Annotated in this window: 14 protein-coding genes; 5 read left to right on the forward strand and 9 right to left on the reverse strand. The window is 69.9% G+C overall.

Annotation, left to right across the window (positions count from 1 at the left end):
- Together JOE46_RS02755 and JOE46_RS02760 are read right to left on the reverse strand one after the other, a co-directional pair.
- The gene (locus tag JOE46_RS02755) at positions 1–1038 is read right to left on the reverse strand and encodes an alpha/beta fold hydrolase (RefSeq protein WP_097211250.1); all 1038 of its coding nucleotides are present in this window, start codon (positions 1036–1038) and stop codon (positions 1–3) included.
- A gap of 99 nt (positions 1039–1137) precedes the next feature.
- Positions 1138–2088 (reverse strand): proteasome assembly chaperone family protein, encoded by a 951-nt coding sequence (locus JOE46_RS02760; RefSeq protein ID WP_097211251.1) that lies wholly within the window; start codon positions 2086–2088, stop codon positions 1138–1140.
- Between the two features lie 273 nt (positions 2089–2361).
- Between JOE46_RS02760 and JOE46_RS02765 the strand changes: the two genes are divergently transcribed.
- Positions 2362–3069, forward strand: a complete 708-nt coding sequence (locus JOE46_RS02765) for a DUF5642 family protein (RefSeq protein WP_097211340.1) — start codon at positions 2362–2364, stop codon at positions 3067–3069.
- Positions 3070–3169: 100 nt separating this feature from the next.
- On the forward strand, positions 3170–4207 hold the full coding sequence (locus tag JOE46_RS02770; RefSeq protein ID WP_097211341.1) for a DUF4192 domain-containing protein: 1038 nt from the start codon (positions 3170–3172) through the stop codon (positions 4205–4207).
- Positions 4208–4220: 13 nt separating this feature from the next.
- Here JOE46_RS02770 and JOE46_RS02775 read toward each other — a convergent pair whose 3' ends face one another.
- The 3 genes from JOE46_RS02775 to JOE46_RS02785 form a co-directional block, all read right to left on the reverse strand.
- The gene (locus JOE46_RS02775) at positions 4221–5231 is read right to left on the reverse strand and encodes a phosphatidylinositol-specific phospholipase C (protein ID WP_245220906.1); all 1011 of its coding nucleotides are present in this window, start codon (positions 5229–5231) and stop codon (positions 4221–4223) included.
- 69 nt (positions 5232–5300) lie between these two features.
- Complete coding sequence (gene galE / locus JOE46_RS02780; RefSeq protein ID WP_097211252.1) at positions 5301–6296, reverse strand: UDP-glucose 4-epimerase GalE; 996 nt, start codon at positions 6294–6296, stop codon at positions 5301–5303.
- Positions 6297–6300: 4 nt separating this feature from the next.
- Positions 6301–6987: a metal-dependent transcriptional regulator gene (locus tag JOE46_RS02785; protein ID WP_077043633.1), complete on the reverse strand. Its 687-nt coding sequence runs from the start codon at positions 6985–6987 to the stop codon at positions 6301–6303.
- A 125-nt stretch (positions 6988–7112) separates the two neighbouring features.
- Between JOE46_RS02785 and JOE46_RS02790 the strand changes: the two genes are divergently transcribed.
- Together JOE46_RS02790 and JOE46_RS02795 are read left to right on the forward strand one after the other, a co-directional pair.
- On the forward strand, positions 7113–8399 hold the full coding sequence (locus JOE46_RS02790) for an acetoin utilization protein AcuC (protein WP_097211253.1): 1287 nt from the start codon (positions 7113–7115) through the stop codon (positions 8397–8399).
- A complete protein-coding gene (locus JOE46_RS02795; RefSeq protein WP_209926175.1) occupies positions 8392–11073 on the forward strand; it encodes a bifunctional GNAT family N-acetyltransferase/acetate--CoA ligase family protein in 2682 nt (893 codons plus the stop codon). Before JOE46_RS02790 ends, JOE46_RS02795 begins: the two co-directional genes overlap by 8 nt.
- Positions 11074–11238: 165 nt before the next feature.
- Here JOE46_RS02795 and JOE46_RS02800 read toward each other — a convergent pair whose 3' ends face one another.
- From JOE46_RS02800 to JOE46_RS02810, 3 genes are all read right to left on the reverse strand, one after another.
- Positions 11239–12210 (reverse strand): sigma-70 family RNA polymerase sigma factor, encoded by a 972-nt coding sequence (locus JOE46_RS02800; protein ID WP_077041406.1) that lies wholly within the window; start codon positions 12208–12210, stop codon positions 11239–11241.
- Positions 12211–12367: 157 nt separating this feature from the next.
- The gene (locus tag JOE46_RS02805) at positions 12368–13855 is read right to left on the reverse strand and encodes a methyltransferase (protein WP_209926177.1); all 1488 of its coding nucleotides are present in this window, start codon (positions 13853–13855) and stop codon (positions 12368–12370) included.
- Between the two features lie 52 nt (positions 13856–13907).
- The gene (locus tag JOE46_RS02810) at positions 13908–14270 is read right to left on the reverse strand and encodes a DUF3099 domain-containing protein (RefSeq protein WP_097211255.1); all 363 of its coding nucleotides are present in this window, start codon (positions 14268–14270) and stop codon (positions 13908–13910) included.
- A gap of 80 nt (positions 14271–14350) precedes the next feature.
- Between JOE46_RS02810 and JOE46_RS02815 the strand changes: the two genes are divergently transcribed.
- Positions 14351–14587 (forward strand): DUF3039 domain-containing protein, encoded by a 237-nt coding sequence (locus JOE46_RS02815; protein WP_077041408.1) that lies wholly within the window; start codon positions 14351–14353, stop codon positions 14585–14587.
- On the opposite strand, the gene JOE46_RS02820 is transcribed toward JOE46_RS02815, so the two are convergent.
- Positions 14560–15741, reverse strand: coding sequence for a YihY/virulence factor BrkB family protein (locus JOE46_RS02820; protein WP_097211256.1), 1182 nt, complete (start codon positions 15739–15741; stop codon positions 14560–14562). The genes JOE46_RS02815 and JOE46_RS02820 overlap by 28 nt on opposite strands.
- Between the last annotated feature and the right edge of the window lie 115 nt (positions 15742–15856).

Here is a 15856-nt window from a genome sequence, read left to right on the forward strand (position 1 = left end):
TCAGGTCGCGCTGCGCTCGTCCGAGCCCATCGCCTCCAGCACGGCCTCGCGGGTGGAATCGGTGCCGGTGATCTGCGATTCGCCGACGCCGTCGACGAGCATCTGCCGCCACTTTGCCGGATCGAACTCCAGCGGCGCGGTGCTCGCGATGAAGTCCTCGACCACCTGCAGGAACCGGATGGGATCGTCGTGGTACGGGAAATGGCCGCTACCGCGGAAGATCTCCAGGCGTGAGCCCGGCATCGCGGAGTGGGCGAGGTGGGCGTGGCTGACCGGGATCACCGAGTCGACGTCGCCCCAGATGATCTGCACCGGCAGGTCGGCCGTCAGGTAACAGCGATCCAACATGGTGATCGCCTGTCCCCGCCAGTCCACGGCCGCGCGCAGGGTGCGCAGGAAGGCCTCCCGTGCGGTGGGATCGGGCAGGTCGCTGAGTACCCGCACCAGGTCGGGTGCGTCGTGGAAGACCCGCACCGCCTTGAAGGGCCCGCGGTACAACTGGTCGGCGATCTTGCCGAGCACCCCGAGGGCGGAGATGGTGCCGGGGACCTGCAGCAGGCGCAGCGACTGGTTCGCGATCGGCAGCGAGGCGAAGCGCAGCGCGGGGTTGACGTCCTTGGTCACGCCCCCGGTGGAGACCACCACGAGGCGTTCGATCATCTGCGGGAACTGGTAGGCGAACTGCAGCGCGACGCCGCCGCCAAGCGAATGGCCGATGACCGTGACGCGGTCGTAGCCGAGCACGGTGAGCAGATCCCGCATCCCGTTCGCGTAGGCCGCGATGGAGTAGTCGGCACGCGGCTTGTCCGAACGACCGTGGCCGAGCAGGTCGGGCGCGATCACCGTGAAGTGCTTGGCGAGGTGCGGGATGATGTCGTTCCAGGTCGACGAGTTGTCGCCGATGCCGTGGATCAGCAGGATCGGCGGACCCTCGCCCGCCATCCGGAAGGCCCGCCGGTACCCGTGCACGGTCCGGAAGACGAGGCGCGGTTCGGTGTTCGGAACCGGCCGCAAGGCGCGGCCCTTGCGTTCACTCATGTCGCCTCCTCTGTCGCCGGCTGTGCCGACCCCTAAGTCACTGACTTGGGCGATCGTATAGTTCAGGGGGTCGGCCCGCCGGGTAACTGTGCAACCGAGTCACAGATCAGGCTCGTCTCGGTCGGTCTTCTCGTCCAGTCCGGCCTGTTCAGCGAGGAATTTCTCGAATTCCGCGCCGAGTTCGTCGCCGCTGGGCAGGTCGGCCTCCCCGGCGAGCAGGGTGGATTGGCGCTCCTGCGCCGCGACGAACGAGTCGTACTGGCGTTCGAGGGCGGAGACGACGGACTGGACCTCGTCATTGCCGGTGATCTGCGCGTCGACCTGCTCGCGGACGCGGGCGGCCGCCTCGCCGAGGGCGGCCAGCGGCAGCTCCAGGTCGGCGATCTCGCCGAGGTTCTCCAGCAGCGTCTCTGCGGCCGCCGGATAGTCCGTCTGTGCCAGGTAGTGCGGCACGTGCACCGAGTAGCCCATCGACTCGTGACCGTGCTGAGCCATCCGCAGCTCCAGCAGCGCGGAGGCGCTGCCCGGGATCTGCAGTTCCCCTGACCAGCTCTGGTTCTCGCCGATCAGGTCCTTGTTCGTCGAATGTGCCGTCACCCCGAGCGGGCGGGTGTGCGGGATCGCCATCGGGATCGCGCCGAGGGAGATGGTGCGCCGCACCCCGAGCTGCTCGGCGAGCAGCCGCACCGCCGTCGTGAACCGTTCCCACTTCAGATCGGGCTCCAGGCCCGCGAGCAGCAGAAACGGCGTTCCGGCGGTGTCGCGGAGCGCGTACAGGTTGAGCTCCGGCTGGTCGTAGTCGGAGAAGTGATCCGCCTTGAAGGTCATCGTGGGTCGACGGGATCGATAATCGATCAGCTCATCCACGGAGAACGACGCGACGAGTTCGGTCTCCAGGCTCTCGCGCAGGTGGGTGGTGGCGATCTTCACCGCGTGTCCCGCGTCGGAGAATCCCTCGAGACCATGCACCAGCACCGGCCCTCGGCCGTCGCCCGCGGACACCTGGGGCGCCGGGAATTCCAGCTCGTACATCCTCGACTGATCGTCCATCAGTGATCCCTTCGCGTTTCGTTCACTCTCAGTGTCCCCCACCCGGCTGCGAGCACCCACATCCGATATCGGAAAAACGTGCCGTGGCGTCACATTCATTCCCGGAACCGGCATTTTGTGTGCGTTTTGTGCTGACAGCGAACTGCCGTTCGACGACACCGCAGCCGGCCTGCGGCGGCCCGGCCTGCGGAGGTGGCACAGTGGTGGGGCAGTGTCCCGCGAGTACTGGAGGACTTTCCGTTGAAGCGCCGCATCCTGATCGCGGGCCTCGCCATGGGCGCATGCCTGGGTGTCGCCGGGTGTTCGTCCACGGTGGACGGCATGGCGAGCCCGGTGGCCGCCGCCGGCCCCTCGTCCGCATCCGGCCCCTCGTCGTCGGCGGGTGCCGACGGGACCGGCGAGGACGGCCGGGTGGATGCGACCCTGGAGTCGATGTTGTTGACCCCCACCGATTTTCCGGCGCCTTACCAGGCGATCGTGTTGCCGCCACACGCAGTCTCGCAGGCCGCCGCGGACCTGGATGGGATCCCGCCGGGTGCGAAGGTCGACCCGCCCGGGTGCAAGCCGCCCGCCCAGGACTACGGCCCGGACGGTACCGCGATGATCGTCGGCACCGACAACGCGAACCGGTCCACCATCTCGGTGGAGCTGATGCGATCGGATCTGCCGCTCGACAAGCGCACCACGGAGATCGAGCGGTGCCTGGAGGTGACCACCACCAAGGACGGCGCCGAGGCGGTCGTGCGGACCGAGATCCTGCCCGCGCCGCCGCTGAACGCGGACGACACCATCGCCATGCGACAGACCGTGACCTCGGGCAAGGGTGCCGGGAAGGTGACCCAGTCGATGCTCACGCTCGTCGCGCAGATCGATGACGTGCGGGTTTCGGCGACCTACATGTCGTTCGGCGACGGCAAGCCCGACACGGTGGTGCTGGACCAGGTGTTCACGGAGGCTGTGCAGCGGGTCAACGCGGCCTGACCGGCCGCGCCTGTGGATAGTCCGGTTTCCGTCCACAGGCCCGGCGAAGCCGCAGGTCGCGACCGCGGCCCGGTCGGATCGGGGCGGCATGGTCCTGGCCATGACAACCATGCATCCGGGCCAGCCGGTCCGAATCGGCGACCCCGGTGACCTGATCGCGGCGATCCCCGCGATGCTGGGCTTTCGGCCCGCACATTCGCTGGTCCTCGTCTGCCTCGACGGCGGCGACGGGCCTGCCAGGGTGCGGGCGGTGATGCGGCACGACCTGCCGGACTGCGCGGTCGGCCCGCTCGACCGGGAGGCCATCGAACGGATGTCCCTCGTCTGCGCGCGAGAGGACATCGGCTCGGTCATCGCGGTGATCATCGACGAGCGGCGGGTGACCGGCGTGCACCGCGCCGTGGTCGGTGAACTCGAGCTGTACCTGAGCGCTCGCGGCGTCGTTCTGGTGGGAGCACTCGTCGTCCCCGAGATCGTGGCGGGACGCCCATGGCGGGGGCTGTGCGGCGACCCCCGTCGCGGACGGCTCCCGGACCCGGCCGCGTCCGGCGTCGCGCTCGCCCAGGTGCTCGGCGGGCGCGCGATCCGGTCCTCGCGCGAGGAACTGGAGGCGGTCGTGGCCCCGCGGCCGGAGTCGGAGCGCGCCCGTGTCGCGGAGCTGCTGCGCGGCCGGCCCACCGGCCGTTCGCGCCCGCGCGACGCGCTGCGGCTGGTGCTCACCCGGATCGCGGAGCTGGCCTCCGGACAGGCGCCGCACCTCGACGACCTCGCGGACCTGGCCAGGGCGCTGTCGGACCCGCGGGTGCGCGACGCCTTGCTGTCGCTCGCGGTGACCGCCGAGGCCGACGCGGCCGAGCAGCTGTGGATCCTGCTGGCACGGGCGCTGCCCGATCCGGAGCGGGCCGAGCCCGCGGCGCTGCTCGGCTACAGCGCCTACGCGCGCGGGGACGGGCCGATGGCGGGGGTGGCCCTCGTCGCGGCGCTGGAGGCGAACCCGCGGCACCGGCTGGCGGGCATGCTCGACGCCGCGTTGCAGTCCGGCATGCGGCCGGAGACCATCTCGGGGCTCGCGGTGACCGGGTTCGAGGAGGCGGCGAGGATCGGGGTGCAGATGCCGCCGCCGATCGACGGCGGTTGAGTGTCGTGGCAGGTCAGCGGAAGTTGTGCTCGATGATCTCGGTCACAAGTGCGGCGGTCGGGAAGTCGGCCATCACCGCGCCCAGCCGTCCGGGGCCGACGGTCTCCAGGTACTCCTGGGTGCGGGGGAGGATCCCGACGACGCCGGGGATGCCGCGCGCGACCGTGACCGGGACCGTGCCTGTCACCAGGGCGGCGGGGTTCCCGGTGGCGCTGAGGTGGTTGATGAAGAGGAGGTCGGGGGACCCGGTGCGGGCTCGTTCGAACTGTGCGCGGATCAGGTCCCACTTGCGGCCGACGTCGCCCAGGCCGGTCAGCTCGTAGGTGTCCTGGATCGCCATGCTCGCATCGCCGAACCGCGGCCCTGGCCACGCGACCGCGTCGAAGTCCCGGAGCACGACGAGCTTGCCGCGGGCCTCGCCGAGGCCGGGCAGGCCTCCGCTGTATCCATCGGACGGGCGCCACAGATGCTCGCGCAACCGATCCCGGGTCCCGGGGTTCTCGTCGATGTACCAGTTCAGCGTGTCCTCATAGCTACGAGTGTTCTCCGCCGGGGTGTCCTCCTCCTTGAGTCGCATGACGATCGCCTCGGAGGGATGGGCGCGCAGGAAGTCGGTGAGCGCGACCACCACGTCGGTGAAGTTCGAGTTCAGGTACTCGATCCCGTGATGGATGGGGAAGACATTCCGGAAATGCCGGGTGCGGATGTCGACGACGCGGACCCCGGCGCTCAGCTGGGTCGGCAGATCGGCGTCCTGGGTGAGGGCGAAGACGGAGGCCCCGGAGGCCATCGTGTCGTGGGTGCCGGGGAGCGACAAATCCGCGAGCCCGGCCCCGTCGGGTAGTCCGGCCATCCAGTCCGGGTGGACGGCCTCGGCCAGCCCGCTCGAGTGCAGCGATCCGGTGGTCGATCCGGCATCGGATCCGGTGGTCGCGGACGCGAGCGGGGCCGGCAGCACCACGGTCGCGATCGCGATACCCACCAGGGCGCGGACGAACCCGCGCCTGCGGACGGAGAAACTCATCGTGGCAGCCTGGCACGCCGATACCGCCCGTGGGGTGGTATCGGCGTGATCGGAGGTCGAACGGGTGGGTCAGCCGCGGTGTGCGTGCGACCTGTCGCCCAACTGCTGCAAGAACTCCCAGGCATCCGCGACGATCTCGTCGAGGTCGGTGTGCTTCGGCTGCCAGCCGAGGTCGGCGATGGCCCGCTCGCTGGAGGCGATGAGGACCGCCGGATCGCCCGCACGGCGCGGGGCGTCCTCCACGGTGATCGGCAGTCCGGTGACGCGCTGGCAGGCCGAGATCACCTCGCGGACACTGAAACCGGCCCCACTGCCGAGGTTGTAGATGCTGTGTGTGCCCGGGGTCGCGGCCCCCAGCGCCAGCAGGTGCGCCTCGGCGAGGTCCAGGACGTGGATGTAATCGCGGACCGCGGTGCCGTCCTGGGTCGGCCAGTCGGTGCCGAAGACCGAGATCTTGTCCCGCTGACCGAGGGCAACCTGCAGCACGAGCGGGATGAGATGTGTTTCCACCAACCGGTTTTCGCCGGCGCCTCGGTACGCTCCCGCGACATTGAAGTAGCGAAGGCTGGTTGCGGCGAGCCCGTACGCGTTGGCATACGAGGTGATCGCGTGGTCGATCGCCAGCTTCGTGGCACCGTAGGGGTTCGTCGGCCTCGTCGGATCCGTCTCGGTGATCGGGGAGCGCTCCGGTTCGCCGTACGTGGCGGCCGTCGAGGAGAAGACCAGCTTCGGTGTGCGGGAGACCCGGATCGCCTCGAGGAGTTCGATCGTGGCGACGACGTTTCCGCGCCAGTACTTTTCGGGCGCGACGACCGATTCGCCGACGAGCGACTGCGCCGCGAAGTGCAGCACGCCGTCGAAGCGGGGCTCCGTCGACCCGTCGCCGAGAACGGACGAGGCGACCTCGGCGACGTCGCCCTCGACGAACTCGGCCCCGGTCGGTACCGCATCCGCGTTCCCGGTGGACAGATCGTCGACGACGACCACCTCGTGGCCGCGTTCGAGCAGGACGGTGGCACACACGCTGCCGACATAGCCGGCACCGCCGGTGACCAGGAGTCGCACGCCGCTAGACCTGCTTGACCTGGACTGCGTGCGCCATCTCCTCGGACAGGTCGAAACCCTCGTGTCCAGGAACGGTGATCGTCACCGAACCCGGCTTGGTCTCCACCGTCACGCGTGCGTCGGGGACGACGCCCGCCTCGCGGAGGCGGCCGATCACCTCCGGATCGGACTGCACGTGCTCGGCCAGCCTGCGCACCACCACGGCGGTGGGCTGCCCGGGCGGCACATCGGTCAGGCGGATCAGGGTTTCGCCGTTGTCGGCGGGCCGGTTCAGCCCGAGTTCGTCCAGGCCGGGGATCGGGTTGCCATAGGGCGAGGTGGTGGGGTTGTTGAGCACCTCGACCAGACGGCGCTCGACCTCCTCGCTCATCACGTGCTCCCAGCGGCAGGCCTCGGCATGCACCTGGTCCCAGTCGAGTCCGATGACATCGACGAGCAGTCGCTCGGCGAGCCGGTGCTTGCGCATCACGGCGATCGCGAGTCCACGACCCTTGTCGGTCAACTCGAGATGGCGGTCACCGGCCACCAGTAGGAGACCGTCGCGTTCCATCCTGGCGACCGTCTGGCTCACCGTGGGACCGCTCTGCTCGAGCCGCTCGGCAATACGTGCCCGCAGCGGCACCACGCCTTCCTCTTCAAGGTCGTAGATGGTACGGAGGTACATCTCCGTCGTGTCGACAAGATCCTTCACCTGCACGCCCCTTCGTCTGTGGCCGATTCTACCGGCATGCGTGCGGGAATCGGCGTTGCACTCACTCTGACGCAACGCCACCCGCCCCTCGCCTCTTCCCGCGGCGCGCAAGTAGCGTGGATCGTATGGCCTCGACCTCCAGCCCCCCGGTGGGGCATGCGCACCCGAATTCGGACCGGGCCGTGGTCTGGAGTCCGGACTATCTCAGTTACCGGTGGAGCGCCGACCACCCGATGAACCCCACCCGACTCGAGCTGACGATGAACCTCGCGCGGAGCCTGGGTCTCATCGAGGGTGCCGAGCTGGTCCGCCCCGCCGCCGCCACCGACGCGGACCTGCTGCGGATCCACACCCCCGCCTATGTCGCCGCGGTCAAGGCAGCAGGAGCCGGGCCGCTGCAGGGACTGGCGGACGCCCGCGCGGACGGCGATGTGGCCCCGCACGGACTGGGTACCGAGGACAACCCGATCTTCCCCAGAATGCACGAGGCGAGCGCGATTCTCGCAGGTGGAACGCTCACCGCGGCGAAGGAGATCGCGTCGGGCCGGGCCCGCAGGGCCGTCAGCATCGGCGGCGGGATGCACCACGCGATGTCCGACTGGGCCTCCGGATTCTGCGTCTACAACGACGCCGCGATCGCGATCTCCTGGTTGCTCGACAACGGTTTCGATCGCATCGCCTATATCGACGTGGACGCCCATCACGGGGACGGCGTCCAGCATGCCTTCCTCGGTGACCCCAGGGTCCTGACCGTGTCCATCCATCAGCACCCGGCCACGCTGTGGCCGAACACCGGATGGTCGAGCGAGGTCGGATCGGGCGCGGCCGAGGGTGCGACGATCAACCTGCCGGTACTGCCCGGAACCGTGGACTCGGTGTGGCTGAGGGGTTTTCACGCCGTCGTTCCGGCGGCGATGGCGGCATTCAAGCCCCAGATCGTGATCAGCCAGTGCGGCGTGGACAGCCACAGGGAGGACCCGCTGGCGGACCTCTCGCTGACGGTCGACGGGCAGCGGGCGGCGTTCCTGGCGATGCGGCAGCTCGCGGATCGGTACGCGGAGGGTCGCTGGCTGGCCGTCGGCGGCGGCGGCTACGGGCTGGTGCGGGTGGTCCCGCGCGCGTGGACGCACCTGATCGCCGCGGCGCTCGACCGCGACATCGATCCCGCGCTCGCGGTGCCGCAGTCCTGGCGCGACCGGGTCTCGACGCTGGCGCCGAGCGTCGAGCTGCCGGAGACGATGGGCGACGGCAGCGAGGCGACCTACCTGTCCTGGGACGGACCCGGCGGCACCCCGGAGACCGGCGTCGAATCGATGGATCGCGCTCTGGTCCGGGTGGATTCGGCGATCGCCGCAACCCGTCGCGCTGCCTTCCCGCTGCTCGGCCTCGACCCGGAGGATCCCCGTGACTGAGCCCGCGACCGGGGGTACCGACGCCGAACCGCGTGCACCGTTCCCCAAGCACTGGCTGGCGGACGTGCTGCTCACCGACGGCGGAGTCGCGGCCCTGCGGCCGATCTCGCCGGACGACGCAGACCGGCTGATCGCGTTCCACGCCAAGTTGTCCGAGCGCACCCGTTACCTGCGCTATTTCGGTCCGTACCCGACGATGTCGCAGCGTGACCTCAAGCGGTTCACCACCGTCGACCACAAGGACCGGGTCGCGTTCGTGGCCGTGCTCGGCGACGAGATCATCGCGGTCGGCCGGTACGAGCGGCTGCTCGACGTCGGTGACGGCAGGTCCGCGGAGGTCGCGTTCGTGGTCGCCGACGCGCACCAGGGGCGCGGGCTCGGACCGATCCTGCTCGAGCACCTGGCCGCGGCCGCCGCCGAGAACGGCCTGACCATGTTCGTGGCCGAGGTGCTCGCCGAGAACCGGAACATGGTGACCGTGTTCCGGGAGGCCGGGTATCAGGTCAGCCGGACCTACGAGGGGGGAGTGCTGCGGCTCGAGTTCGCCATCGATCCGACTGAAACCCTTGTCGCGGTTCGTAACTCTCGCGAGCGGGCCACGGAGGCCCGGAGCGTCCGCAACCTGCTGAGCCCGCAGTCGGTCGCACTGATCGGCGCGTCGACCGACGCTGCGAAGGTGGGCAACGCGGTGCTGCGCAACCTGCTCGGGGCCGGGTTCACCGGTCCGGTCTACCCGGTCAATGCCGAGAACCGCTCCGTGCGGGGGGTGCGGGCCTACCCGACGGTGCACGACATTCCCGACGACGTGGACCTCGCGGTGGTGGCGGTTCCGGCGGAGGCCATCGACTCGGTCCTGGACGACTGCCTCGCGAAGGGCGTCAAGGCGCTGGTCGTGGTGTCCGGTGGGTTCAGCGACGCGGGACCGGACGGACGCCAGTCCGAGCGACGGCTGGTGCACGCCGCACGAGCGCACGGGATGCGACTGGTCGGTCCCAACGCACTCGGCGTCGCGAACACCAGCGCGGCCGTACGGCTCAACGCCACCCTCGCGCCCGAGCTGCCGCCGCCGGGCCGGGTCGGGTTCTTCTGCCAGTCCGGCGCGCTCGGCATCGCGATCCTCGACGAGGCGGCGCGCCGTCAGCTCGGTCTGTCCACCTTCGTCTCGGCGGGCAACCGCGCAGACGTCTCCGGCAACGATCTACTGCAGTACTGGGACTCGGACCCCGAGACCGAGGTGGTGCTGCTGTACCTGGAGAGCTTCGGCAACCCGCGCAAGTTCTCCCGGATCGCGCGCCGGGTCGGCAGGAACAAGCCGATCGTGGCGGTGAAGTCCGGCAGGCATGCCGTGCCCGAGGCGCTCGCCGCGAACGGGGTCGAGATCGACGACTCGGTGGTGTCGGCACTGTTCGACCAGGCGGGTGTCGTGCAGGTCGGCTCGATCGCCCAGCTCTTCGACTGCGCGGTGCTGCTCGGCTACCAGCCTTTGCCCGCGGGGCCGAGGGTCGCGGTGGTGGGCAACTCGTCGGCGCTCGGTGTGCTGGCCGCGGGAGCGGCGCGCAGCGAGGGACTCGAGCCTGCGAAGCCCGTCGACCTGGCCGCGCAGTCCACGCCGGCGGAGTTCGCCGGTGCGGTGAGCGCCGCGCTGGAGTCGGCCGAGGTGGACTCGGTCTTCGCGGTGTTCGTGCCGCCGGTGAGCGTGGACGTCGAGCCGTACGCGAAGGCGCTGCGCGATGCCGCCCGGGACAGCAGCAAGCCGATCGTGACGACATTTCTTGCCGCGGAGGGTATCCCGGATGTGCTGGCGGTCCGAGGGGAGGACGGTCATCCCACCAGGGGATCGGTCCCGTCGTATCCAGGGCCGGAGCGTGCCGCCCTGGCGCTCTCACGCGCCTGGCGTTACGCCCAGTGGAAGTCGCGGCCTGCCTCGAAGGTGGTCCGCCCCAGCGGTATCGACTCCGACCGCGCGGAGGCGTTGGTGCAGTCGTGGCTTGGCGCGGGCGAGGGGCGCTGGCTGACCGATTTCGAGGCGTCGGAGTTGCTGGCCTGCTACGGCCTGCGGGTGGTGGATTTCACGCTGGCACGGTCCGAGGACGAGGCGGTCGCCGCGGCGCAGGCGCTCGGCTTCCCCGTCGCGGTCAAGGCGACCCGCGAGGGGTGGCGGCACCGCCCCGACCTCAGCGGGGTGCGGTTGGACGTCAGCACCCCAGACGCGGTGCGCGACGCCTATCGCGCGCTCTCGGTGGCGTCGGCGGAACCGCTCCTGCACGTGCAGAAGATGGCGACCAAGGGAATCGGCTGCGTCGTCGGGGTGCAGGACGACCCGTCCTTCGGTTCGCTGATCTCGTTCGGACTCGCGGGGGTGATCTCGGATCTTCTCGGTGACCGCGCCTACCGCGTGCTGCCGCTGACGGAGGACGAGGCGACCGAACTGATCGACGCCCCGAAGGCGGCGCCGCTGCTGTCCGGCTACCGGAACGCGGCGCCGGTCGACAAGAGCGCCCTTGTGGATCTGGTGCAGCGGGTCTCCGCGCTCGCCGACGACCTGCCCGAGGTGCGCGAGCTCGTCTGCGAGCCGGTGCTGGCCAGTGCGATGGGGGCCGAGATCACCGACACCCGGGTTCGGATCGGCCCGGAGCCGAGCCGGGCCGACCTGGGTCCGCGCCGGCTGCGCTAGGGCCCCGCGACCGATAGGGCCCCGCAACCGACAGCGCCGCAACGTAGTCGCGCCGGCCGATCCTTGCGCTCCGAGGGGGAGGAGCGGGTCGGATCGACCGGCGCGGGGTGCGCTGACACTCAGGGGGATGGTCAGCGCACCGGACTGTGAGTGCCCGGGTGGGGATCAGCTCGCGTAGGAGCGCAGCCGCTCGGCGCGGTCGCCCTCGCGGAGCTTGCCCATCACCTCACGCTCGATCTGGCGGACGCGCTCGCGCGAGAGCCCGAAGATCTTGCCGATCTGATCGAGGGTGCGGGGCTGGCCGTCGTCGAGACCGTACCGGAACCGGATCACCTGCTGCTCGCGCTCGTCGAGGGTGGCGAGTACGGACCGGATGTCGCTGTGCAACAGCCCCGCGATCACCGCATTCTCGGCAGACGTGGCCTCGGCGTCCTCGATGAAGTCGCCGAGCGGCGCCTCCTCGTCGCTGCCGACCGGCATGTCGAGGCTGACCGGGTCCCGGCTGTGGTCGAGCAGGTCCGCGATCTTCGCGACCGCGATGCCCGATTCGTTCGAGAGCTCCTCGTCGGTGGCCTCGCGGCCGAGCTGCTGATGCAGTTCACGCTTGATCCTGGCCAGCTTGTTGACCTGCTCCACCAGGTGCACTGGCAGCCGGATCGTGCGGCTCTGATCGGCCATGCCACGGGTGATGGCCTGGCGGATCCACCAGGTCGCATAGGTGGAGAACTTGAAGCCCTTGGCGTAGTCGAACTTCTCCATCGCGCGGATCAGGCCCAGGTTGCCCTCCTGGATCAGGTCCAGCAGCGGCATTCCGCGCCCGGTGTACCGCTTGGCCAGCGACACCACGAGCCGCAGGTTCGCTTCGAGGAGGTGGCTGCGCGCCGACTGGCCTTCGCGGACGATGGTGGCGAGGTCACGCTTCTTGGCGGCGGTCAGCCTCTTACCGGTCTCGAGCACGTGTGCGGCGTACAGACCCGCCTCGATCCGCTTGGCCAGCTCGACCTCATCCGCGGCGGTCAGCAGCGCGGTGCGGCCGATCCCGTTCAGATAGACGCGAACCAGGTCCGCAGCGGGGCTCTGGGCGTCCAGATCCTCGGCGCTGGGGCGCAGCCGGCGGGTGGTGGTGGGGCTTGTCATGACCTGCCTCCTCATCGGTGGTGTCTCATATGGCTCAACGCCGCGCCACCGTGCAAAGTTCCCGCGTGTGATCCACGGAATTCCTTCTGACCTGCATTTTTGCGCCGGCGGTCCTGAGAAGTTGCTGAGAAGACGGGCCGGGGGAACCGGCCGGGAACTACCGCGGGAACTCCGCGGGCAGCACCAGCCCGTGCCGAACCAGCGAGTGCACCAGCGGGATGGCGGCGGCGGCGAGTTCGTCGGGATCCTCGCCGTTCGCGGCCGCCAGCAGTTCGAGCAGCTCGTTCAACGCCAGCGAGTCCGGCCGCATTCCGCCGAGCAGAGCGGCGGTCAGGTCGTCCACCTCGTGCTGCCAGTTCGGCCCACTGCCGCGGTGCACGCGGGCCACGACCTGCTGCCAGCCCTCCTCGCCCGGCAGCGACACCCGTTCGAGGGCGGTCGTCGGCTCGAGCCTGAAGCGCCGTTCGAGCACGTCACGCTCGCGCAACCAGGCCAGCCGGTCGAAATAGCCGAGCGCCTCGCCGCCGAGCGGATCGGTGAAGCCGTGCCGCAGGTCCTCCGCGAGCACATCGCTCGGCTCGTCCGTGCGGCGCAGGTAGACGAAGCCGAAGCCGATGCCCTCGACGTCGGCCGCCTCGAAATGGGCCAACCATGCCTCGGCCTGCGCCGCGGTCGCCGGATCCCGCGGATCCAGGCCGCCGTCGCGCATCCACGTGCCCACGTACAGCGCGGGGTCGGCGACGTCGCGCTGCACGATCCAGGCGTCCACGCCGTGCGCGGGCAGCCAGGACGCGATCCGCGACCGCCAGTCCTCGCCGTGCACGTGCACCCAGGACGCCAGCATGGAGGCGGTGCCGCCCGGCTCGAGGTGGTCGAGCACGTTCGAGACCATCAGCTCGCTTGCGCCGTCGAGATCGAGCCCGGAATCGCGGTAGGTGTGCTCGACCCGGCCGCGGCCGACCACGAACGGCGGGTTGGCGACCACCCGGTCGAATCGGCGGCCGTCGACCGGCTCGAACCACGGACCGCCGAGCACCTCGACGTCGATCTCGTTGAGCGCGAACGTCGCAGCCGACAGGTCGAGCGCGCGCAGGTTGATGTCGGTGGCCGTGACCGACCGCGCGTACCCGGCGGCGTGCAGCGCCTGGATGCCGCAGCCGGTGCCCAGGTCCAGCACCGACCCGGTCGGGGTCGTCGGGGTGGCGCGGAGCAGGGACAGCGATGCGTGCCCGACGCCGAGGACGTGATCGGGCGCCGTGGTCCGCGGACCCATGCTGCCGTCCAGGTCGGAGAGCACCCATCGGTTGCCCGCGCCGAGATCGAGCGGCCGCAGGTCGAGCGCCGCCCGGACCTCGTCGCCCGAGCGCTCGAGCAGTCCCACCACCACTGCCCGGTCCAGATCGAGCGGCCGCAGCGCGTGCGCGACCTCCGCCGCGGGGCAGGGATCGGTCAAAAGGAAGAGCCTCGTCAGTACCCCGAGATCGCCCGCGCTGCGGCTGGCCAGGCGGACAGGAACGGGCTCGCTGCGGCCGAGCGCGTCGTGGGCGTCGGAGCCGAGCATCTCCAGCAGGGCGTCGGCGGTGTACTCGGTGCGGTGCAGGGCCTCGCGGAGCGGAGCGCAGGCGGAGAGCAGTTCTCGGTTCACCGCCACAGTTTGTCAGCTCGTGGCGGCGGGGTCGGCGGTCGACGCCGAAACGTCAGCCCTCGATCGTGGGGTGCTGCTGTGATTCGATCGCGGGCGGGGTCGGGGCCTGGTGGTCGTAGCGGCGCGGCTCGTCGGACTTGCGCGGCGGGCGGTCGTTCGCGACCAGCACCGCGATCCACGGCAACGGGACGGAGATGCCGATGATGGCGAGGCTGATCCAGGGGTTGGCCCATTCGCTGTAGGCCAGCGCGGCCAGCACCAGTGCCGGGATCCGGATCGCCATCAGGATCGTGTACTTGCGGACCCGGATGCGCTGTTCGTCGTAGAACGACTGGGCCGCATCGGTGATGAGAACCGGGTTTCCCGACGCGTCGTCGTTGCCCTTCGCGCGGTCGAAATCCGAACTCGATGCCATCTGTCCACCTTCCCACTCTCCGCAGTCGAATGCACTACCGGGGGCTCGCCCACCGCGCGGGAGTGCGTCATCATGGACGGGTGAGCACTCAGACCAAGGAACGTCCCGACACCACCACCGACGAGTCCACCGATGACGACCGCCCCAAGTTCTTCCACTATGTGAAGAAGAACAAGATCGCCGAGAGCGCGGTGATGGGTACCCACGTCGTCGCGTTGTGCGGTGAGGTCTTCCCGGTGACCAAATCGGCCAAGCCCGGCTCGCCGGTGTGCCCCGAATGCAAGAAGATCTACGACGGGTTGCGCGCGGGCGACTGAGCCGCCACGACCGGACAGCGGCCGCCGTCGGTGCCCTCGGCCTCGTCGACGGTGGGCGCGTCCTCGGCGGCCTCGTGCTTGCCCCGGTCCGGTCCGGTGATCCGCATCGGGCCGCCGGCGAGGCGCCTGGTGAGATTCGTGACGGGCCCGACGGACGCGCCGTCTGGCGCCCGTGCGGCCGCCGCGGCCTGTGCGGCGAGCCACTCCCGCATCTGCTCCATCCGGGTGGCCCTGGCCGGCCAGAACTCCTGGATGGTCGCGTTGAACTCGGCGCCGAGGACCACCGCGAAGCCGAGGAAGAACGTGAACAGCAAGAAGGCGATCGGCGCAGCCAGCGCGCCGTAGGTGTAGCCGGTCTGGGTGATCCAGGAGAGATACCAGCGCAGGACGGTGCTCGCGCCCATGAAGAAGACGCCCGCGAGCAGCGATCCGCCGAGTAGTCGGTGCCAGGGCAGGGACTTGGCCAGCGCCACCTTGTACAGGGTGGTCAGGCCGATGATCAGGAGCAGGCCGACGGCCGGGTAGTAGAAGGCATCCACCGCCTCGGTCCCGAACGAGTACCAGGATCGTGGCAGCACCTGCCCGATCAGGGTGGGTCCCAGTGCGACGAGCGGCAGCACGAACACCGCGACGATGAGAAACATCACATAGAGCAGCAGCGCGAAGATACGTTGCCAGACGGGGTGTCTCACGTCCTTCTGACCATGCGCCTCGACGATGGAGTCGACGAACGTGGAGATCGCCGACGAGCCCGCCCACAGCGACAGCAGGAAACCGGCCGAGACGATCTCGGGGCGGCCCTGGCCGAGGACATCGTTCACCGTCGGGCTGATGAGCTGGTCGACGACGCTCTCGCTGAAGGCCGTGCGGCTGAAGGTGATGATCTTCGACTCGATGATCTCGACCGTGTCGGGGCCGAACCAGCCGCCCACGTAGCCGATGCTGCCGAGCAGTCCGAGCAGCAGGGGAGGCAGCGACAGGGTCTGCCAGAAGGCGGCCGTCGCGGCCTTGCCGAAGATCGAGTCGCCCCAGGCCTTCGTCGCGGTTCTCGCGATGACCTGCCAGGCCCGGTGGAACGGATGGAATCCCGAGCGCGCATCGGCACGCCCGGCAGGCTGGTCGCCGCCCGGCTCTCCGTTGCTCGGCTCGTCCATGATGGTTCCAGCATTCCCGACGCGGCCACATCGCCGCGCATTGAGGCCCCTCGTGTCGGGAGAAATCTGCCGCTACCAGAGATCGCCGCCGGTCCATGACCACGCCGCGACGCGC

This window comes from Rhodococcus sp. PvR099 (assembly GCF_017833315.1).
GTDB classification, from domain to species: Bacteria; Actinomycetota; Actinomycetes; order Mycobacteriales; family Mycobacteriaceae; genus Rhodococcus_G; species Rhodococcus_G oryzae.